Genomic DNA, 21,038 nt, shown 5'->3' on the forward strand with positions numbered 1-21,038 from the left:
TAGAGGGTAGGTAGAGGGTGCGGGAGGGACGTACGCCTTACTGGTCCGAGGAGAAGCGGACCGCGCCCGCAGGCAGCGTCGCCTCGCACCAGACGCGTACGCCGTCGCGCAGCTCGTTGTCCGCGCCGACGGTCGCGCCGTCCCCGATCACCGTCCCCGAGAGCGTCGAGCGGGCGCCGACGCGGGCGCCCGCGCCGATCAGGGAGTCCGCGACGACCACGCCGGGCTCGATGACCGCGCCGGACAGGATCGTGCTGCCGGAGATCCGCGCACCCTCTCCGACCTGCGCGTTCTCGCCGACCACCGTGCCGCCGGTGAGCTTGGCGTCGGGGGCGACGGAGGCGCTGGGCAGGACCAGGTGCTCGCCGCAGCGGCCGGGGACCGCCGGGGAGGGGGCGCGGCCGAGGACCAGGTCGGCGGAGCCGCGTACGAACGCCTGGGGCGTGCCGAGGTCCAGCCAGTACGTCGAGTCGACCATGCCCTGGAGGTGGGCGCCGGAGGCGAGGAGGTCGGGGAAGGTCTCGCGTTCGACCGAGACGGGGCGGCCCGTGGGGATCGTGTCGATGACCGAGCGGCGGAATACGTACGCGCCCGCGTTGATCTGGTCGGTGACGATCTCCTCGGGGGTCTGCGGCTTCTCCAGGAAGGCGGTGACCCTGCCGGTCGCGTCGGTGGGGACCAGGCCGTAGGCACGCGGGTCGTCGACCTTCGTGAGGTGCAGCGAGACGTCGGCGCCGGACTCCTCGTGGGTGGCGACGAGGGCACGGATGTCCAGCCCGGTGAGGATGTCGCCGTTGAAGATCAGGACCGGGTCGTCCGGGTCCGAGTGCAGCCGCGACGCCACGTTGCGGATGGCGCCGCCCGTGCCGAGGGGCTCGGTCTCCGTGACGTACTCGATGTGGAGGCCGAGGGCCGAGCCGTCCCCGAAGTACGGCTCGAAGACCTCGGCGAGGTAGGAGGTGGCGAGGACGATGTGGTCCACGCCCGCCGCGCGGGCCCGCGCCAGCTGATGGGTGAGGAACGGGACGCCTGCCGCCGGGACCATCGGCTTGGGGGTGTGGACCGTGAGGGGTCGCAGCCGGGTTCCCTTGCCGCCGACCAGGAGGATCGCTTCTGTCACCTGTCGTCTCTGCTTCCTGCTGGGGCCGGCCGAACTTGAGTTTCGGCCGGCCAGTGTATGCAGACGGATGTGCAGGTCGTGCAGGTCGTACGGATCGAGCGGGTGCCTCGGACCTCAGCGGCCCTGGAAGCGGGCCGAGGTGGTCCGGGCCTTGCCGAGCTTGTTGTACAGGCGGCTACCGGGGCACTCGGTGGCGAATCCGTCCCGATGACCGGAGATCACCCGGAGCCGGACGTTCTTGCCTTTCTTGTACAGGTTGCCACCGCCGGACTTCAGGTAGGTGGTTCCGCGCGGATTGGCGCCGTACAGGCCGAGCTTCCACGCGGTCAGCCGGGCGACGGCGTCCACGGCCGCCTTCGGCGGGTTGGAGTAGCTGTACGTGCCGAGGACGGCGATGCCCATGCTGTTGGTGTTGAACCCGAGAGTGTGGGCCCCCAGGACCGGCTTGGCCACACCTCCGGCACGTCCTTCGTAGATGTTTCCGCAGCGGTCGACGGCGAAGTTGTAGCCGAAGTCACGCCAGCCACTGCTCTTGACGTGGAAGCGGTAGATGCTGCGGAGCACCGCTCCGGACTGTGAGCAGCGGTAGTAGTTGCCGGACGCGCTGTGGTGCACGAAGGCGGCCTTCACCGTCTTCGTGTACGCGAAGTCCTTCTCGCGGAGCTTCTCGTCGGCGCCCCAGCCCTTGCGCGTGATGATGCGCGGGCGCGGGCCGACGTAGGGCCCCGCCTTGCTGCCGGACTTGCCGCCGCCCTTGGCGACCGCCTCGATGCCGCCGCGCGCGGCGGTCAGGTCGGCCTCCGTCTGCCGCTTGGTCAGCGCGGGGATCACCGAGGCTCCGATGGGTGCGAGGTCGGCGTTGACGGCGGAGGAGGCGGCGGAGGCGGAGGCGGCGGACTGGGCGCTCGTCGCGGAGGCGCGCGGCGCTTCGGCCTGGGGGCCCTTCGGCGGCGGTTCGTCGCCCGGGTCGACGAGTTCGAGGCGTAGGCCCTTGGGGAGGGAGGCCCCGGAGGGGGTGGCAGCGGCGCGGTTCGTGGGGGCGGCCTGTTCCGGACGTACGCGGATCTCGACGCCGTCCGAGTCGCCGACCCACAGCGGTGCGGTCGAGCCGCGGACCGCGCCGCCGCCGCGCTCGGGGGTGCCCGGGTCGGCGGCGTGTTCGTGGTTGTGGGTCTCCACGCGCCGCCAGCCCGACCAGGTGGTGGTGCCGGTCGCGCGGGTGCGGACCTGGACGGTGCCGTGCAGTTCCGCTTCGGGGTCGTGCCAGACGACGCCCACCAGGGAGAAGGGGTGGACATCGCGTCGGTCCAGGCCCTGTTCGCGCGCCCCGGCCGAGCCGAGCGCGCGATCGGAGCCGAGGGAGGCGAGCGGGATGGACTGGGTGCTGCCGGGGACCGCCTCCGCGGCGGGCCCGGCGGCCGACGGTGCGTCGGGCGCCGCGGCTCGGGCGCCGGACGACGGCAGGGAGAGGGGCAGGGCCAGGGCGGCCGCGCACGTGACGCCGATCGAGGAAGCTAGAAATCCACGCATACGTACGATCGTTGGCATAACGGTGCATTTCTGTCCATTGGGAAACTGACGGCCCGTCGGCCAAGTGTGGGCGATCCAGCCACCCGCGCTCCCCCGCCACGCCGGGGGCACGCGGCGGCCCGCGTACCCTTGCGCCCGTGAACGCCAACGACCGCACCCCTGCCGACCTGCTGCGATCCGCGCTCGCCTCGGACCCGGCCCGCCCACTGGTCACCTTCTACGACGACGCCACCGGTGAGCGCGTGGAATTGTCCGTGGCCACCTTCGCCAATTGGGTGGCCAAGACCGCCAATCTGCTCCAGGGCGACCTTGCCGCCGAGCCGGGCGACCGGGCCGTTCTGCTGCTGCCCGCGCACTGGCAGACGGCCGTGTGGCTGCTCGCCTGTTCGTCGGTGGGCGTGGTCGCGGACGTGGGCGGCGATCCGGCTGCGGCGGACCTCGTCGTCAGCGGGCCCGACTCGCTCGACGCCGCGCGCGCCTGCTCCGGGGAGCGGATGGCGCTCGCGCTGCGGCCGCTCGGCGGGCGCTTTCCGCAGCCGCCGGTGGGCTTCGCCGATTACGCGGTGGAGGTGCCGGGGCAGGGTGACCGGTTCGCTCCGTACGCCCCTGTGGACCCGGACGAGACCGCCCTCGTGGTCGACGGGGTCGAGCTGACGGGCTCGGAGCTCGTGGAGCGGGCGCGGGCGGATGCGGGGCGGCTCGGGATCGAGGCCGGCTCCCGGGTGCTGTCCGGGCAGTCGTACGGGACCTGGGACGGGCTCAGTGTGGGGCTGTACGGGGCGCTGGCTGTGGGCGGGTCGGTGGTTCTGTGCCGGAATTTGGGGCGGCTGGCTGAGGGTGGGCTGGAGAAGCGGGTCGAGGATGAGCGGGTGGGTGTGGTCCGGCCCTGACGGTAGGGCGGGCTCCCTCCCGGGGGGCGGGTGTGCTTTCGGGTTCGCTTTCGGGTGCGGGTTCGTTGTGGGTTTTGCGCAGTTCCCCGCGCCCCTGAATTGCGCCCCCTGGATCGGTCGTCTGCCGGTTCGTTGTGGCTGGTCGCGCAGTTCCCCGCGCCCCTGAGTCGCGTCCCTGGATCGTTCGTCTGCGGGTTCGTTGTGGGTTTTACGCAGTTCCCCGCGCCCCTGAATTGCGCCCCCTGGATCGGTCGTCTGCTGGTTCGTCGTGGCTCGGCGCGCCGTTCCTCGCGCCCCTGAGTCGCGCCCCTGCGTCGCGGCCCTGGAGCGGTCGTCCCCCGTTCGGCTCAGTCGGAGCGGCGGTCCAGAGGCCGGGCGGGGCTTGGCGGGCCATGGTCGTAGTGGACGCATCACGGACCGACGCAGCCATGAGGGGTGGACGCACACGTGACCGAGAACGCAGGCATGCCCTCCGGGGAGGACGGTGTCGCGCCTGAGCCGAAGGCCACGTATGGACCGGGCGCGGGCGCCAGCCCCACCGGCGCGGGCACCGTCCGCCGCAGGCGCCGCTGGCTGCGCTACACCGCGATCGGCGTCGCCGTCCTCGTGCTCGGCGCGGGCGGCGTGGGGTGGGCGGCGTACCAGAAGCTCAACGGGAACATCACCGAGGACACGGACGCGGCCGCCGAGCTGGCGCGCTACGAGAAGGAGCGCCCGACACCGCTGGTGCAGGACGCGCAGAACATCCTGCTGCTCGGCTCCGACACCCGTGCCGGCAAGGGAAACCGCAAGTACGGGAGGGATCCGGGCACCCAGCGCTCGGACACCACGATCCTGCTGCACCTGGCGGCCGACCGGCAGAGCGCGACCGCCGTGTCCATCCCGCGCGACCTGATGGTGGACATCCCGGGCTGCCGCAAGCCGGACGGCACCCGGACCGACGCCCAGTTCGCGCAGTTCAACTGGGCCTTCGAGTTCGGTGGGACGGCCTGCACGATCCGTACCGTCGAGAAGCTCACGAACATCCGCGTCGACCACCACATGGTCGTGGACTTCGCGGGGTTCAAGGACATGGTCGACGCGGTCGACGGCGTGCAGGTCTGCCTCCGGGAGCCGATCGACGACACCGACGCGCACGTGAAGCTCGCGCCGGGGCTGCGGACCCTCAACGGCGAACAGGCGCTGGGTTATGTGCGGGCCCGCAAGAGCCTCGGCAATGGCAGCGACACCGACCGGATGGACCGCCAGCAGGAGTTCCTCGGCGCCCTCGTCAACAAGGTGCAGAGCAATGACGTCCTGCTGAATCCGACGAAGCTCTATCCCGTTCTCGATGCGGCGACTTCTTCGCTCACCACCGACCCGGGACTGGCGAGCCTGCGGGGTTTGTACGAACTGGTGCGCGGCATGCGCAATATCCCCACAGAACGGGTGCAGTTCCTCACCGTGCCCCGGCAGTCGTACACCTACGACGCCAATCGCGACGAGCTCGTCGAGCCCGCGGCGGCACGGCTCTTCACGCGCCTCCGCACGGACACTCCGGTGGCCGTGACCCCGCAGAAGCCCGCGGAACAGGCGGGGCGGGACTCCTCGGACCAGTCGGCCGAGTCGGCGGAAGAGGGGGCCTCCTCCGAGGAGGAGTACGACGACTCCGGCGAGGACTGGAGCGACGAGAAGCCGGACGACCCTTCACATACGCCGTCACCCGCGCCGACATTCCGGGGCAACACGGCCGCGGGATCGAGCTGCGAGTAAAACGCTCCCCAAGGGAAGGGCTCGCCCCACAAAGAAATAGGGCGGATTGCCCAGTTGTAGGGGAGTGGAATTTGTCACCGGCGTCGTTCGACGCTGAACTGGGCGGATAGTGTGAGCGATCCGGTGCGCCAAGGCCCTCTCGGCCATGCACCGATGGAACGACTGACCGAGCGCCTTCTTGAGGGGGGAAAGGCGCCGCGTGGCCCCGACGGAGGACGCAAACAACCGTGGACGCGCAAGGCCGTGGGCGGGCGGAGAACATCGACCCCGCAGACCAATGGGTTCTCAATCCGGATACCGGTGACTACGAACTGCGACTGAGCCCCTCCGCAGGGCAGTCGCCGGTGCCAGGACCCCGTGGATCGTCATCCCGTACGGGCGGCCGTGGCCGCTCCGCACCGGGCCGTGAGCGCTCCCGCCCCGACGAGCGCGACGAGCGCCGTGAGGTGCCGGGGCAGCGCAGGCGACGCGTGAAGGAGCCGGAGCCGGGCTCCGGTGGCCGACGCAAGCAGAATTCCCGCAAGTCCAAGGGCAAGGGCAAGGGGAAGTCCAAGGGCAAGAAGGTGATGATCTGGACGGGCGGCACGCTGGCCTTCCTGCTCGTCGCGGGCTGCACCGGCGGCTATCTCTACTACCAGCACCTCAACGACAACATCACGTCGATAGACGACGACGGCGCGGGCACCGGCGGCTTCAGCAAGGACCGCGCCATCAACATCCTCGTGATGGGCACCGACAAGCGCAGCGGCAGCGGCAACAAGGGCTACGGCGACGAGGGCAGCGTCGGTCACGCGGACACGACGATCCTGCTGCACGTCTCCAAGGACCGCACGAACGCGACCGCGTTGAGCATCCCGCGCGACATGATCGTGGACATTCCGAACTGCCCGACGAAGCAGGAAGACGGCAGTGTCAAGGACATCCAGGGCACGGAGAAGTCCCGCTTCAACGAGAGCCTCGGCCAGTTCGACCGCACGCCGAGCTGCACGATGCGTACGGTCAAGGCGATCACCGGCATCACGCCCGACCACTTCATGGTGGCCGACTTCAACGCGGTCAAGACGCTCTCCAGCGCGGTCGGCGGCGTCGACGTGTGCCTCGCCAAGGACATCGACGACCCGAAGTCGCATCTGAAGCTGCCCAAGGGCAAGCACACGATCGAGGGCGAGGACGCGCTGGCGTTCGTCCGCACCCGGCACTCGGTGGGCACGGGCGGCGACTTGAGCCGGATCGAGCTGCAGCAGCAGTTCCTGAGCGCGCTCATGCGCAAGCTCAAGTCGAACGACACCCTGACCAGCCCGAAGAAGATGATAAGCCTCGCGGAGGCGGGCACCGAGGCCCTCACCGTCGACTCCAAGATCGCCGACATCATGAAGCTGAAGGACCTCGGCATGGAGCTCGGCAAGCTCGACATGAAGAACCTGAGCTTCGCCACGGTGCCGGTCATCGACAACCCCGCCGAGAAGGTCCACACCACGGTCGTGCCGGACCCGACCAAGGCCGAGCAGCTGTTCGCGATGATGCGCGCCGACGAATCCCTGACCGTGGTGAAGAAGAAGGAGAAGAAGGAGAAGGCCGCGGTGGCCGCCCGCCTCAAGGGCCCCAAGGCCGACCCCTCCGAGGTCCGCGTCGACATCTACAACGGCAGTGGGAAGACCGGCGCCGCTCAGACAACTCTCACGTGGCTGCAGAACACTGAGGGCGTGCTCAAGTCCAGCCAACTGGGCAACGCGCCCTCGGACATCAAGAAGACGACGCTCGAGTACGCGCCTGACCAGGCGGACCAGGCCCGTCGGCTCGCCGACATCATGGGTCTGTCCGGCGCCGCCCTGAAGCCTGGCAAGAGCGAGAAGAACGCACAGGGCCTCCCGGCCATGAAGCTGACGCTCGGCGGAGACTTCAAGGGCGCGGGGGTGCCCATTGATGCTTCTTCGAAGGCACCTAAGGACATCAAGAAGGTCGAAGCGGACAAGGTTATGTGCGCCAAGTGACCTGAAGCGGTCGTTCTGCGTCTAACAATGCGCCAAGGCGCCGCAGGGCGACCGCAGTTCACGAATGGGCGGGGAGGGGCTGGGGATGAGGCAGAACAGCGTGCGTAAGGAGGGGGCGCGACAACGCGCTCCGCACGCAAGTGATCACGGCTGGGACGAGGGTACGCAGGACGGTGCACCCGCCGGTACGCAGCAGGGCTCCAAGGATGGGGAGGGCCGCTCGGGGAAGTCCCGGGACAAGGGCGACGATCCCCCGGAGGGCAGTGCAAGACATCGCCGAGGCGCGGGCGGCGGTGCGCGTCCGCCGCGCCGGAAGCGCCGTGTGCTCCGCTGGTCGGCGACGATCCTGTCGGTCCTGATACTCGGCACGGCCGGCGCCGGATACCTCTACTACCAGCACCTCAACGGCAACCTGGAGACGGACGTCCTGAACCTCGGCGACCACCGGGCCCCCGAGCCCACGCCGAACGCCGCGGGCCAGACCCCGCTGAACATCCTCCTGATCGGGTCGGACGCGCGGGACTCCAAGGCGAACCAGAAGCTCGGCGGCGCCAAGGAGACCTTCGGTTCGCCGCCTCTCGCGGACGTCCAGATGCTGCTGCACCTCTCGGCCGACCGCTCCAACATGTCGGTCGTCAGCATGCCGCGCGACACCCTGCTGCAGATCCCCAAGTGCACCGACCCGGACGACGGCAAGGTCTATCCGCAGACCGGCCCGAAGTACATGACGAACGAGTCGCTGGGCCGCGGCGGCCCCGGCTGCACGGTCGCCACCTGGGAGAAGCTCACCAACATCCACATCAACCACTTCATGATGGTCGACTTCTCGGGTGTGGTCTCCATGGCGGACGCCATCGGCGGCGTACCGGTCTGCGTGGACAAGAACATCCACTCGCGCGACAGCGAGGGCCACGGCTCGGGCCTGAAGCTGAAGAAGGGCACCACGGACGTCAAGGGCGAGCAGGCCCTGCAGTGGCTGCGCACCCGCTACGGCTTCGAGGGCGGCACCGACATCAGCCGTGCCAAGGCCCAGCACATGTACATGAACGCGCTGGTCCGCAAGCTCCGCGAGAACACCGGCCTGACCAGCCCCAACCAGCTGCGCAAGCTGGCCGAGAAGGCGACGAGCGCGCTGACGGTCGACGACGGCCTGGGCAGCCCCATGAGGCTGTACGACCTGGGGAACGAGCTCAAGAAGGTCTCGCCGAGCCGTACGACGATGACGACCATGCCGTTCGACTACGTCGGGGCGCGCGTCGTCCCCAAGCCCGAGGACGCGGAGCAGCTCTTCCGCCTGGTCCGCGACGACGTCGCGCTGGACGGCAAGGGCAAGAAGAAGCCCGCCAAGGAGAAGGTGTCGGACGACCCGGCCGCCGCGGACGACGAGATCGCGGTGCAGGTCCAGAACGGCACGCGCAGCGCCGTGGAGCCCCCGGTCAGCGGCCGGGCGACCACGGTGGCCCAGCTCATGGCGGGCAAGGGCTTCAAGAAGGCGACGCCGGACACGACGACGGCACTGGCCGAGGAGCAGACGGTCGTCCGCTATCCCAGCGCGGATCTGGAGGGCGACGCCCAGCGGATCGCCAAGTCCCTCGGGCTGCCGCTGAGCGCGGCGAAGAAGTCGACGGACGTGTCCGGTGTGACGCTGGTCGTCGGCGCCGACTGGCGCGAGGGCGACACCCCGCCCAAGAGGAAGAAGAAGGACGACAGGACGCCGGATTCCGCCGATGCGCTGAGCGGGTCCGACAAGAAGGCGTGCATGAAGGTGGACCCGAACTTCACCTGGTAGCCGTCCAGGACGCACGAAGGGCCCCGGCACACTGCCGGGGCCCCTTCTGGCGTGGTGGTGGGGCCCTCTCAGGCCCCTCCTGGCCCTCTCAGGCCTCCTGCGTCTCCTGGGTCCCGCCGAGGACCGCCGGGCGGCGCGAGGCGATGACCCGCTTGGCCAGCGAGCGCGGGCTGGTGAGGAAGCCCCAGCCCCACGACATGTGCATGGTCGCGAGCGCCACCGGGATCTGCAGGCGTGCCTTCAGGGGCAGGCCCTTGCCCGCGGGGACGGACCCTGCGGCGATCGCCGCGAGGTAGCCGCCGGGGATCACGAAGCCCCACGGCGTGAGGGCCGCGCCCACCACGATGCCCGCGGCGATCGCGCAGACCGCGGTCGGCGGCGCGAGGTAGCGCAGGTTGATGGAGCCCTCGTGGTAGCGGGCGACGACGTGGCGCCAGCGGCCGTAGTCCTTGTACTGCTTGGCGAGCGCCTTCACGCTCGGCCGCGGGCGGTACGAGACCTTCAGCTCGGGCGAGAACCAGATCATGCCGCCGGCCTCACGGATGCGGAAGTTCAGCTCCCAGTCCTGGGCGCGGATGAACTCCTCGTTGTAGCCGCCCTGCTGCTCGAGGGCCTCACGGCGGAACACGCCCAGGTAGACCGTCTCGGCCTGCTGGGCGTCGCCTCCGGTGTGGAAGGCGGCGTTGCCCACGCCGATCTTCGACGTCATGGCGGCGGCGACCGCGTGCTCCCAGTCGTTCTGCCCCTCGGCGTGCATGATGCCGCCGACGTTCATCGCGCCGGTCTCCTCCAGGAGGCGGACGGCGGTGGTGATGTAGCCGGGCGAGAGCGCGGCGTGGCCGTCGACGCGCACCACGATCGGGTGACGGGACGCCTTGATCGCGGCGTTGAGCGCCGCGGGCGTGCGCCCGGTCGGGTTGGGGACCGTGTGCACCCGCCCCCAGGCATTCGATTCGGTCTCGCGGACCAGCTCGGCGGCGATCTCGTCCGTGCGGTCGGTGGAGGGGCCGAGCGCGACGACGACCTCCATCTCGCCCGCGTACTCCTGCTGCAGGATCGCGTGCACGGCCTCGCGCAGATGCCGCTCCTCGTTGAGGACGGGCATGATCACGGATACGGCTGGAGGCTGCACCTCAGACTTCGCGTTCATCACGCGTCACGTTACCGCGAATGGGGGACACCGGTGCGCGCCGTCCGGGTCGCTACCCCGGGCCGCATTTCGTATGGCCTTACGTTTCTAGGGTTAACCGGCTCATCCCCAACCGGGCCACGGCCCGTCTCGCGGAGGTGCCCCGCACGTGCCCACACCGCCCCGCCGCTCCCCCGCCCCTCCACCGCGCCGCCCCCGCCCACCGGCTCCGAGGGCCGCGCGGGCCGAGAGGGCTCCCCGGAAGCCCGCGGGACGGCGGCGGCCGCGCTGGGCGATGCGGGTGGCGACCGCCTTCTCCGTGACGGTCCTGGTCGCGGCGGGCATCGGGCACTCGGTCCTGAGCAGCCTGGACACCGGCATCAAGCGGGTCGACGCCTTCAAGGACATGAAGAACAGGCCCGCGGCGGGCAACGGCATGAACGTCCTGCTCGTCGGCACCGACGGCCGCGACAAGCTCTCGCCGGAGGACAAGCAGAAGTACCGCCTCGGCGGCGCTCCCTGCCACTGCACGGACACGATCATGATCGTGCACATCTCGGAGGACCGGGACCGGGCCAGCGTCGTGAGCCTGCCCCGGGACAGCTATGCGGATCTGCCCGCGCACACCGACAGGAACACGCGCAAGAAGCACCACGAGCACCCCAACAAGATCAACGCGGCGTACGCGGAGGGCGGCCCGAACCTCACGGTGCGCACCGTCGAGCACATGACGAAGGTCAAGATCGACCACTATCTGGAGGTCGACTTCACCAGCTTCATGAAGACCGTGGACGTGCTCGGCGGCGTGGAGATCTGCACGGCGACGCCGCTGAAGGACTCGCACACCGGCCTGAACCTGGCGGAGGGCACGCACCTCATGAACGGCGGTGAGGCGCTGCAGTACGTCCGCTCCCGGTACGTCGACGGGGCGTCGGACCTCGGCCGCATGCAGCGCCAGCAGCGCTTCCTCGCGGCGCTCATCGCCAAGGCGACGGGCAGCGGCGTACTGCTGAATCCGGTCAAGTTCCGCGACGTGACACGGACGCTGCTCGGCGCGGTCCGTGCGGACAACGGCTTCGGGACGGACGAGATCCTCGACCTCGGGCGGGCGATGCGGGGCTTCTCGCCGTCGTCGTCGGAGTTCACGACCGTGCCGCTGAGCGCCAAGGGGACGAACATCCCGGGCATCGGGTCGACGCTGAGGTGGCACCCGAAGAAGTCCGAGAAGCTGTTCGCGGCGCTGCGCGAGGACCGTCCGCTCGCGGTGCGCCGGGGCAAGGGAAGGGCCACCCTGGTCGGCGTCGCGCCGCAGCAGATCCGGGTCCAGGTGGAGAACGGCACCGGGACCCCGGGGCTCGGGAAGCAGGTCGACGCGGGGCTGCGGGGGACCGATTTCCGGACCTCGCGGCTGCCGGTGGACGTGCCCGGGGCCAAGGAGAAGCCCCTCGGGCGGACCGTCGTCGCGTACGACCCGCGGTGGGACCGCTCGGCGAAGGCCCTGGCCACGGCGTTGCCCGGGGCCCAGATGCGGCCGGTGAAGGGGCAGGGGGCGACGTTGAAGGTGATCGTGGGGAAGGACTTCAAGGCGGTGCGGCCGGTGCGGGCCGAGGATGTGCGTCAGGGGGAGTTCGGTGCGGTCACCGGGGACGAGGTCGTCTGTTCCTGAGTCCGGTCTCAGGGCTTCCTGAGTCCGGTCTCAGAGCTTCCTGGGGCGGGCCCCGTGCTCCCTGAGGTCGGGCCCCGTCTCAGTCCTCGAACTCAGTCCTCGAAGCCCTCGGCCGCCCGGGACTCGCGCAGCTCCTTGATCGCCCGGCGGCGTGCCAGACGGTGGGTGCGGCGGATCTGGGCCTCCTGGTAGCGGCGGCGGTCGCGGTCGGTCTCGGGGACGACCGGGGGGACCGTGCGGGGCTTGCCGTCCGCGTCGACCGCGGCGAAGACCAGATAGGCGGAGCCGACCTGCTGCGCGGGCGTCGACTCGTTCCAGCGCTCGGCCAGGACCCGGACGCCGACCTCCATGGAGCTGCGTCCGGTCCAGTTGACCTGGGCCTTCACATGAACGAGGTCGCCCACGCGGACCGGCTCAAGGAACACCATCTCGTCCATCGACGCGGTGACCGCGGGGCCGCCGGAGTGGCGTCCGGCGACGGCTCCTGCCGCGTCGTCCACGAGTTTCATGATCACGCCACCGTGCACCGTGCCGAGGAGGTTGGTGTCGTTGTGGGTCATGATGTGGCTGAGCGTGGTGCGGGATGCCGAGGTCGGCTTGCCCGGAATCTCCGATTCCGAGCGGGGAGCCTGGTCTGTCATGCCCTCCACCCTATGCCGGACGTATGTCCGAGCTCTCCCCGGCCGCTTTGCATCAGCTCTGCAACAGCCGTGACCCGAATTCCCGACCGCCCTGTGAGGCACGGCCCCCGAGACGGCAGACTGGGCCACATGAGCGATTGGCCTGACGATCAGGGGGGCGGCCGGGGATACGGCCGCGGCAGCGGGAACTCCCAGCCCGAGGGAGCCCGCGCGATGCGGCACGTCCAGCCCGGCCGGTCCTCCCGTCCGGCCGGACCACCGCCCGGTGGCGTCCCACAGCAGTCCGCGTACGACGACGGCTACGACGGCTACGACGAGCCGCGCGGGAACGGGCAGCCGTACGGCGACGCCCGTGACCAGGTCTTCGAGCCGCGCGCCGCGCGCCAGGACCCGTACGCCCAGAACCAGAACCAGGGCTACGACAGCGGCTACAACACCGGCCAGGTCTACGGCAGGCCCGGCCCGGGCGAAGGTGGCCCGCCGGGCGGCGAAGGACACCCGCCGCGCGCCGCGCGCCCCGCGCCGAACTGGCGCAAGCGGATCAAGTGGACCGCGATCACGCTGGTCAGCGTGTTGCTCGTGACCTCCGTCATCACGTACTTCTGGGCCGACTCCAAGCTCAAGCGCGAGGTCGACCTCTCCAAGGTCATCGAGCGGCCCGAGGGCGGCGACGGCACGAACTACCTGATCGTGGGCTCCGACAGCCGCGAGGGCATGACCGCGGAGGACAAGAAGAAGCTCCACACGGGCTCCGCCGATGGCAAGCGCACGGACTCGATGATGATCCTGCACGTCGCGGACGACGGCGGGAACACGATGATCTCGCTCCCCCGCGACTCGAACGTCACGATCCCCTCGTTCAAGGGCGCCGAGTCCGGCAAGCTCTACCCGAACCAGGGCCGCCAGACGAAGCTGAACGCCGCGTACGCGGAGGACGGCCCCGAGCTGCTCGTCCGTACCGTCGAGTACAACACCGGCCTCAAGATCGACCACTACGCCGAGATCGGCTTCGGCGGCTTCGCCAAGATCGTGGACTCGGTCGGCGGCGTCGAGATGGACATCCCCAAGGCCTTCAAGGACAAGTGGTCGGGCGCCGACTTCGAGGCGGGCAAGCAGACGCTCAACGGCCAGGAGGCCCTGGCCTTCGTCCGCACCCGGCACGCCTTCTCCAGCGACCTGGACCGTACGAAGAACCAGCAGAAGTTCCTCGCGTCCCTGGCCCACCAGGTGGCGACGCCCGGCACGGTCATGAACCCGTTCAAGCTCTACCCCACGATGGGCGCGGGCCTGGACACGCTGATCGTCGACAAGGACATGGGGCTGCTGGACGTGGCCTCCATGTTCTGGGCGATGAAGGGCGTGACCGGCGGCGACGGCAAGTCGATGAACATCCCGATCTCCGGCTCCACCGGCAGCAACCTCGTCTGGGACAAGGCCAAGGTCAAGCAGCTGGTCAAGGAGCTCAACAACGACGAGAAGGTCACCGTCTCGGGCGACTGAGCCGTCTCGCAGAAGGGCCCCGCCGATTCGTCCGGCGGGGCCCTTTCGCGTCCCCTGGCGGCGCCCCGTACCCCGAACGCGTACCCCGAACGCACCGTCCGCCGCGAAGCCCTGGCCGTGCCGTGCCACGGTTTGTTGGAACTGCCGCCCGCCGACGTCCGGAGCACCTGCCATGGCAGACCTGCAGGAGGAACTCAACACCACCGCCGAGGCGGGGGCGCTCGACCAGGCCCTCGCCCCACCCGACCCCGCCCCTGACCCCGACCCCGACCCGCTGCCCGAAGTCGCCCCCGAGACCGCCCCCGCCCCGGAGACGGCCCGCCGCGCCTCCCCGGCGGAACGCGCCCGCGCCCTGCTCACCGCCCACCCCGTCGCCGACGGGTACAGCGGGCTGCCGTGGGCCCTGAGCGCGCTGCCCTGGCACGACTTCGAGACCGGCGACAGCGGGCTGGAGAGCGACGTCCCGCGGCTGCGCTCGGGCCGCGTCGGCGCGCAGTTCTGGTCGGTGCACGTGCCCGAAGGGCCGGGCGGCGACCGCACCGTCCGCGCGACGCTCGAACAGATCGACCTGGTGCGGCACGTCGTCGCCGCCCACCCCGAGGCCCTGCGGCTCGCCCGCAACGCCTCGGAGACCGCCGACGCGCGCAACTGCGGCCGCATCGCCACCCTGATCGGCCCGGCCCGCGGCGCCGCCCTCGGCGACTCGCTCGGCACGCTGCGGGCCATGCACAGCCTGGGCCTGTGCGTGGTCACCCTCTGCGGCACGTCGTGGGCGGGTGCGGGCGGCCTGACGCCGTTCGGCGAGGAGGTCGTCAGGGAGATGAACCGGCTCGGGGTCCTCGCGGACCTGTCCGGCGCCTCCGAGGCGACGGCGCGGCGGGTGCTCGCCGTCTCCAAGGCCCCGGTGGTCTTCATGCGCTCGGGTGCCCGCGCCCTGTACGACCATCCGGCGAACCTCTCGGACGAGCTGCTCGCGGAGGTCGGCGCCGCCAAGGGCCTGTGCCTGGTCCCGCTCGCCGCGGGGCGGACCGGCCCCACGGTGCGCACGGTGGCGGACCATCTCGATCACGTGCGCCGGGTCGCGGGCCCGGAGTCCGTCGGGCTCTCCGGGACGTACGACACCCTTGAGGCGCACCCGGAGTCCCTGGCGGACTCGGCGGGTTACCCGCGGCTGATCGCCGAGCTCGTCGAACGCGGCTGGCCCGAGGCCGACTTGGCGCTGCTCACCTGGGGCAACGTCCAACGCGCGCTGCGCGGCGCGGACTTCACGGCGCGGGCGACGCGGGAACGGCGGCCCGCGTCGACGGCGACGATAGACCGCCTGGACGGGACGGACCGCCCGGAGGAGTGAGCCGTCCCGGTCGCCCCTAGGGCTAGGGGCTAGGGCCTAGGCCGCGGGCCTGCCCATCGCGCGGTACGTCCAGCCCGCGGCCCGCCACGCCGCGGGGTCCAGGGCGTTGCGGCCGTCCAGGATGAGCGGGGCGGCCGCCGCCGCGGCGAGCTCCGCCGGGTCGAGCTCGCGGAACTCGCGCCACTCGGTGAGGTGCAGGACGACGTCGGCGCCGCGGACGGCGTCCAGCGCCGTCTCCGCGTAGCCGAGGGTGGGGAAGAGCCTGCGGGCGTTCGCCATGCCCTTGGGGTCGTAGACGGTGACCTGGCCGCCCTGGAGGTGGATCTGCCCGGCCACGTTCAGGGCCGGGGAGTCGCGCACGTCGTCCGAGTCCGGCTTGAACGTGGCACCGAGGACGGCGACCCGCTTGCCGAGGAAGGACCCGCCGCCGAGCGCCTCGCGCGCCATCTCGACCATCTGGCCGCGACGCCGCATGTTGATGGAGTCGATCTCGCGCAGGAAGGTCAGGGCCTGGTCCGCGCCGAGCTCACCGGCCCGCGCCATGAACGCGCGGATGTCCTTGGGCAGGCAGCCGCCGCCGAAGCCGATCCCGGCCCGCAGGAACTTCTTCCCGATCCGGTCGTCGTGGCCGAGGGCCTCCGCCAGCTTCACGACGTCGCCGCCCGCGGCCTCGCAGACCTCGGCCATGGCGTTGATGAAGGAGATCTTCGTGGCGAGGAAGGAGTTCGCCGAGGTCTTCACGAGCTCGGCGGTCGGGAAGTCCGTGACGATGAAGGGCGAGCCCTCCCCCATCGGCGTCGCGTACACCTCGCGCAGGAGCTTCTCCGCGCGCTCGCTGCGCACGCCGACCACGATCCGGTCGGGGTGCAGCGTGTCCTTGACGGCGAGGCCCTCCCGCAGGAACTCGGGGTTCCAGGCGAGCTCGACCGCGTCGCCCGCCGGGGCGAGCTCCGCGAGGCGGGCCGCGAGCCGGTCCGCGCTGCCGACCGGGACGGTGGACTTGCCGACGACGAGGGCCGCCTTGGTGAGGTGCTTGGCGAGGGACTCCAGGGCGTTGTCGACGTACGACATGTCGCACGCGTACTCGCCGTGCTTCTGCGGGGTGTTCACACAGACGAAGTGGACGTCGCCGAAGTCCGCGACCTCCGCCCAGTCCATCGTGAAGCGCAGCCGCCCGCTGGAGCCCTCGATGCCCGCGACGTGCTTGCGCAGCAGCTCCTCCAGACCGGGCTCGTACATGGGGACCTCGCCCCGCTGGAGCATCTCGATCTTCTCGGGCACGACGTCAAGACCCAGCACCTCGAAGCCGAGCTCGGCCATGGCCGCGGCGTGCGTGGCGCCGAGATAGCCGGTGCCGATCACAGTGATCTTGAGGGCCATGCGGTGCTCCAGAGGTCTGCGGCTTCAGTGCGCTGACGAGCATAGTCCCGCGTGTCTCGGCCTCTCACCGGGTGTGATTCACGCTGTCGCGAAGCTCACGTATCCCTTACGTGGGGGGCACCACTAAAATTTGGGTTACTTAACGGTAATTAGCGTCCTTGGAGCGTGAGAGACCTTGGCCGGATCGGCTGATTTCGACCTGTACCGCCCGTCCGAGGAGCACGACATGCTCCGTGACGCGATCCGCTCGCTGGCCGAGGCGAAGATCGCGCCGTTCGCCGCCGCGGTGGACGAGGAGGCCCGCTTCCCGCAGGAGGCCCTCGACGCGCTGGTCGCGAACGACCTGCACGCCGTGCACGTCCCCGAGAGCTACGGCGGCGCGGGCGCCGACGCCCTCGCGACGGTCATCGTCATCGAGGAAGTGGCGCGCGTCTGTGCCAGCTCCTCGCTAATCCCCGCCGTGAACAAGCTCGGCTCGCTGCCCGTCATCCTCTCCGGCTCCGAGGAGCTGAAGAAGAAGTACATGACGCCGCTCGCCGGTGGCGAGGGCATGTTCTCCTACTGCCTCTCCGAGCCGGACGCCGGTTCGGACGCGGCGGGCATGAAGACGAAGGCCGTGCGCGACGGGGACTTCTGGGTCCTCAACGGCGTGAAGCGCTGGATCACCAACGCGGGCGTCTCCGAGTACTACACGGTCATGGCCGTCACGGACCCGGAGAAGCGCTCCAAGGGCATCAGCGCCTTCGTCGTCGAGAAGGGCGACGAGGGCGTCTCCTTCGGCGCCCCGGAGAAGAAGCTCGGCATCAAGGGCTCCCCCACCCGCGAGGTCTACCTCGACAACGTCCGCATCCCCGCCGACCGCATGATCGGCGAGGAGGGCACGGGCTTCGCGACCGCCATGAAGACCCTGGACCACACCCGCATCACCATCGCGGCCCAGGCCCTCGGCATCGCCCAGGGCGCCCTCGACTACGCCAAGGGGTACGTCAAGGAGCGCAAGCAGTTCGGGAAGCCGATCGCGGACTTCCAGGGCATCCAGTTCATGCTCGCCGACATGGCGATGAAGATCGAGGCCGCCCGCCAGCTGACGTACACGGCTGCGGCCAAGTCCGAGCGCGGCGACAAGGACCTCACCTTCCAGGGCGCGGCCGCCAAGTGCTTCGCCTCGGACGTGGCGATGGAGGTCACCACGGACGCGGTGCAGCTCCTCGGCGGCTACGGCTACACCCGTGACTACCCCGTCGAGCGCATGATGCGCGACGCGAAGATCACGCAGATCTACGAGGGCACGAACCAGGTCCAGCGCATCGTGATGGCGCGCAACCTGCCGTAGCCTGCGGCGCTTGAGCGGTGACGGTGGCCTCTCCCTGGTTTCAGGGAGAGGCCACCGTCTTTAGGGGCGCGCCTGACGGGGCGCCTCCGTCTCAGCCGTCCAGTTGCTCCAGCGTGGCGACGGACGGGCCCCGTCGGGAGCTGATGTCCCGGGAGACGTCCTCCGCCGCGCCAAGCACCCGCACCGCGTTCTGCCACGTCAGCTGCGCGAGGTCCGCCTTGGACCAGTTGCGGTCCAGGAGCTCCGCGACCAGGTTCGGGTAGCCCGCCACGTCGTCCAGGCCGGACGGGGTGAAGGCCGTGCCGTCGTAGTCGCCGCCGATGCCGATGTGGTCGATGCCCGCCACCTCGCGCATGTGGTCGAGGTGGTCGGCGACCGTCGCGGCGGTGGCGACCGGGCGCGGGGTCGTCGCCTCGAAGGCCTCGTGGACCTTCATCGCCTCCGGCGTCGTGTCCAGGTGGTGGAAGCCGTTGGCCCGCATGTTCTCGTCGGCGGCCTGGGTCCAGTCGACCGCTGCCTGGAGGACGAACTTCGGGACGAAGGTCGCCATCGCCACGCCGCCGTTGGCAGGCAGGCGCTCCAGGACGTCGTCCGGGATGTTGCGCGGGTGGTCGCACACCGCGCGCGAGGACGAGTGGGAGAAGATGACGGGCGCCACCGAGGTGTCCAGGGCCGCCCGCATCGTCGTCGCCGCCACGTGCGAGAGGTCCACCAGCATGCCGACGCGGTTCATCTCGCGCACGACCTCGCGGCCGAAGGGCGAGAGGCCGCCGACGCCCGGCTCGTCCGTCGCCGAGTCCGCCCACGCGATGTTGTCGTTGTGCGTGAGCGTCATATAGCGGACGCCGAGCGTGTGCAACGCCCGCAGCGTGGCGAGGGAGTTGTTGATGGAGTGGCCGCCCTCGGCCCCCATCAGGGAGGCGATGCGCCCCTGCGAGCGCGCCTCCTCCATGTCCGCGGCGGTCAGCGCGCGGGCCAGGTCGGCGGGGTAGCGGGTGAGGAGCTGCTCGACGCAGTCGATCTGCTCCAGGGTCGCGCTCACCGCCGCGTCGCCGGTCAGGTCGGTGCGCACGTACACCGACCAGAACTGCGCGCCGACGCCGCCCGCGCGCAGCCGGGCGATGTCCGTGTGCAGACTGCCCCGCTGGTCCGTGGCGATGTCGAGCTTGTCGATGTCGTAGCCCGCCTTCTCCCGGAGGGCCCACGGCAGGTCGTTGTGGCCGTCGACGACGGGGAAGTCGGCAAGGAGTGCGCGTGCTTCGTCGAGAGATGTCATGCGATCACTTTCCCGAGCCGAAGCCGAATCCGGAACCCGCTCCTTCGACCTTGGCCCGGAGCCGCTTGCCCTTCTCCGTCGCCTGGTCGTTCAGCTCCTGCTGGAACTCCCGCATGCGGCCGAGGAGTTCGGCGTCGTGCGCGGCGAGGATGCGGGCCGCGAGCAGGCCCGCGTTGCGCGCGCCGCCGACGGAGACCGTCGCGACCGGGACGCCCGCGGGCATCTGCACGATGGACAGGAGGCTGTCCATGCCGTCCAGGTACTTCAGCGGGACCGGCACGCCGATCACGGGCAGCGGGGTCACCGACGCCAGCATGCCGGGCAGGTGGGCGGCGCCGCCCGCGCCCGCGATGACGGCCTTGAGGCCGCGGTCCGCGGCCTGCTCGCCGTACGCGATCATCTCGTGCGGCATGCGGTGCGCGGAGACGACGTCGACCTCGAAGGGGATCTCGAACTCGTCGAGTGCCTTGGCGGCGCCCTCCATCACCGTCCAGTCGGAGTCCGAGCCCATGACGATGCCAACAACAGGTGCGGTCATTCGGTGATCGTTCCTCTGAGGTAGCCGGCTGCGTGACGGGCGCGGTCGAGCACCTCGTCCAGATCGTCGCCGTAGGTGTTCACGTGACCGACCTTGCGGCCGGGCTTCACGTCCTTGCCGTACATGTGGATCTTGAGCTGCGGGTCGCGGGCCATGCAGTGCAGGTACGCGGTGTACATGTCGGGGTAGTCCCCGCCCAGCACATTGGCCATCACGGTCCACTTGGCGCGCGGGCGCGGGTCGCCGAGCGGCAGGTCGAGCACGGCGCGGACGTGGTTGGCGAACTGCGAGGTGATCGCGCCGTCCTGCGTCCAGTGGCCGGAGTTGTGCGGGCGCATCGCCAGTTCGTTGACCAGGATGTGGCCGTCAGGGGTCTCGAAGAGCTCGACCGCGAGGTGTCCGACCACGCCGAGCTGCTTGGCGACGCGCAGCGCGAGCTCCTGCGCCTCGACCGCCAGGCCTTCGTCCAGGCCGGGCGCCGGGGCGATCACCGTGTCGCAGACGCCGTCGACCTGCTGGGACTCGACGACGGGGTAGGCGACGGCCTGGCCGTGCGGCGAGCGGACGACGTTCGCCGCCAGTTCGCGCACGAAGTCGACCTTCTCCTCGGCGAGCACCGGGACACCGGCCCGGAACGGGTCTTCGGCGTCCTCGACGGAACGTACGAACCACACCCCCTTTCCGTCATAGCCGCCCCGCACCGTCTTGAGGATCACGGGGAAGCCGTCGCCGCCGTCCGTCGCGCCCTCGGCCGCGAAGGCGGCCACGTCGGCCGGGTCCTTCACGATCCGGTGGCGCGGACAGGGCACTCCGATCTCCGTGAGCTTCGCGCGCATCACACCCTTGTCCTGGGCGTGCACCAACGCGTCGGGCCCCGGACGGACGGGGATGCCGTCCGCCTCCAGGGCCCGTAGGTGCTCGGTGGGTACGTGTTCGTGATCAAAAGTGATCACGTCGCAGCCCCGCGCGAACTCACGCAGCGTGTCCAGGTCGCGATAGTCGCCGATGACGACATCGCTGACGACCTGCGCCGCGGAATCCTGCGGGGTGTCACTGAGGAGCTTGAATTTCAGGCCGAGGGGGATACCCGCCTCGTGGGTCATGCGGGCGAGCTGACCGCCGCCGACCATGCCGACTACCGGGAACGTCACG

The 21,038-nt window shown here is 70.4% G+C and carries 16 protein-coding genes; 8 read left to right on the forward strand and 8 right to left on the reverse strand.

The window, feature by feature from the left end:
- Positions 1-37: 37 nt before the first annotated feature.
- Together ABZV77_RS28880 and ABZV77_RS28885 are read right to left on the reverse strand one after the other, a co-directional pair.
- Positions 38-1,120, reverse strand: a complete 1,083-nt coding sequence (locus ABZV77_RS28880; RefSeq protein ID WP_356262802.1) for an NDP-sugar synthase — start codon at positions 1,118-1,120, stop codon at positions 38-40.
- A gap of 114 nt (positions 1,121-1,234) precedes the next feature.
- Positions 1,235-2,650 carry a peptidoglycan recognition protein gene (locus ABZV77_RS28885; RefSeq protein ID WP_356262805.1) on the reverse strand — a complete coding sequence of 472 codons (1,416 nt, stop codon included), beginning with the start codon at positions 2,648-2,650 and terminating at the stop codon, positions 1,235-1,237.
- Positions 2,651-2,787: 137 nt separating this feature from the next.
- Here ABZV77_RS28885 and ABZV77_RS28890 point away from each other — a divergent pair, with 137 nt between their 5' ends.
- The 4 genes from ABZV77_RS28890 (at position 2,788) to ABZV77_RS28905 (ending at position 9,072) form a co-directional block, all read left to right on the forward strand.
- Entirely contained in the window at positions 2,788-3,540 is a 753-nt protein-coding gene (locus tag ABZV77_RS28890) for a TIGR03089 family protein (RefSeq protein ID WP_356262808.1), read from the forward strand.
- A 465-nt stretch (positions 3,541-4,005) separates the two neighbouring features.
- The gene (locus ABZV77_RS28895) at positions 4,006-5,292 is read left to right on the forward strand and encodes an LCP family protein (protein WP_356263588.1); all 1,287 of its coding nucleotides are present in this window, start codon (positions 4,006-4,008) and stop codon (positions 5,290-5,292) included.
- A gap of 227 nt (positions 5,293-5,519) precedes the next feature.
- Entirely contained in the window at positions 5,520-7,283 is a 1,764-nt protein-coding gene (locus ABZV77_RS28900; protein ID WP_356262811.1) for an LCP family protein, read from the forward strand.
- 85 nt (positions 7,284-7,368) lie between these two features.
- Positions 7,369-9,072, forward strand: a complete 1,704-nt coding sequence (locus ABZV77_RS28905; protein WP_356262813.1) for an LCP family protein — start codon at positions 7,369-7,371, stop codon at positions 9,070-9,072.
- 88 nt (positions 9,073-9,160) lie between these two features.
- On the opposite strand, the gene ABZV77_RS28910 is transcribed toward ABZV77_RS28905, so the two are convergent.
- Positions 9,161-10,222, reverse strand: a complete 1,062-nt coding sequence (locus tag ABZV77_RS28910; RefSeq protein ID WP_356262815.1) for a glycosyltransferase family 2 protein — start codon at positions 10,220-10,222, stop codon at positions 9,161-9,163.
- A 274-nt stretch (positions 10,223-10,496) separates the two neighbouring features.
- Between ABZV77_RS28910 and ABZV77_RS28915 the strand changes: the two genes are divergently transcribed.
- Positions 10,497-11,867, forward strand: a complete 1,371-nt coding sequence (locus ABZV77_RS28915; RefSeq protein WP_356263591.1) for an LCP family protein — start codon at positions 10,497-10,499, stop codon at positions 11,865-11,867.
- 92 nt (positions 11,868-11,959) lie between these two features.
- Here the strand turns inward: ABZV77_RS28915 and ABZV77_RS28920 are convergent, their stop codons facing one another.
- Positions 11,960-12,508: an acyl-CoA thioesterase gene (locus tag ABZV77_RS28920; protein ID WP_356262817.1), complete on the reverse strand. Its 549-nt coding sequence runs from the start codon at positions 12,506-12,508 to the stop codon at positions 11,960-11,962.
- Between the two features lie 129 nt (positions 12,509-12,637).
- On the opposite strand from ABZV77_RS28920, the gene ABZV77_RS28925 reads away from it, so the two are divergent.
- Positions 12,638-14,008 (forward strand): LCP family protein, encoded by a 1,371-nt coding sequence (locus ABZV77_RS28925; protein WP_356262820.1) that lies wholly within the window; start codon positions 12,638-12,640, stop codon positions 14,006-14,008.
- Between the two features lie 172 nt (positions 14,009-14,180).
- On the forward strand, positions 14,181-15,359 hold the full coding sequence (locus ABZV77_RS28930) for a dipeptidase (RefSeq protein WP_356262823.1): 1,179 nt from the start codon (positions 14,181-14,183) through the stop codon (positions 15,357-15,359).
- A 36-nt stretch (positions 15,360-15,395) separates the two neighbouring features.
- Here the strand turns inward: ABZV77_RS28930 and ABZV77_RS28935 are convergent, their stop codons facing one another.
- The gene (locus tag ABZV77_RS28935; protein ID WP_356262826.1) at positions 15,396-16,739 is read right to left on the reverse strand and encodes a UDP-glucose/GDP-mannose dehydrogenase family protein; all 1,344 of its coding nucleotides are present in this window, start codon (positions 16,737-16,739) and stop codon (positions 15,396-15,398) included.
- Positions 16,740-16,914: 175 nt separating this feature from the next.
- Here ABZV77_RS28935 and ABZV77_RS28940 point away from each other — a divergent pair, with 175 nt between their 5' ends.
- On the forward strand, positions 16,915-18,072 hold the full coding sequence (locus ABZV77_RS28940; RefSeq protein ID WP_356262829.1) for an acyl-CoA dehydrogenase: 1,158 nt from the start codon (positions 16,915-16,917) through the stop codon (positions 18,070-18,072).
- 91 nt (positions 18,073-18,163) lie between these two features.
- On the opposite strand, the gene ABZV77_RS28945 is transcribed toward ABZV77_RS28940, so the two are convergent.
- The 3 genes from ABZV77_RS28945 to ABZV77_RS28955 are packed head-to-tail and all read right to left on the reverse strand — an operon-like array spanning position 18,164 to position 21,016.
- Positions 18,164-19,348 carry a dipeptidase gene (locus tag ABZV77_RS28945; RefSeq protein ID WP_356262832.1) on the reverse strand — a complete coding sequence of 395 codons (1,185 nt, stop codon included), beginning with the start codon at positions 19,346-19,348 and terminating at the stop codon, positions 18,164-18,166.
- A gap of 4 nt (positions 19,349-19,352) precedes the next feature.
- Positions 19,353-19,886: a 5-(carboxyamino)imidazole ribonucleotide mutase gene (gene purE, locus ABZV77_RS28950; protein WP_356262835.1), complete on the reverse strand. Its 534-nt coding sequence runs from the start codon at positions 19,884-19,886 to the stop codon at positions 19,353-19,355.
- On the reverse strand, positions 19,883-21,016 hold the full coding sequence (locus ABZV77_RS28955; protein ID WP_356263594.1) for a 5-(carboxyamino)imidazole ribonucleotide synthase: 1,134 nt from the start codon (positions 21,014-21,016) through the stop codon (positions 19,883-19,885). Before ABZV77_RS28955 ends, purE begins: the two co-directional genes overlap by 4 nt.
- Between the last annotated feature and the right edge of the window lie 22 nt (positions 21,017-21,038).

Source organism: Streptomyces sp. NPDC004732 (assembly GCF_040609235.1).
Classification (GTDB): Bacteria; Actinomycetota; Actinomycetes; order Streptomycetales; family Streptomycetaceae; genus Streptomyces.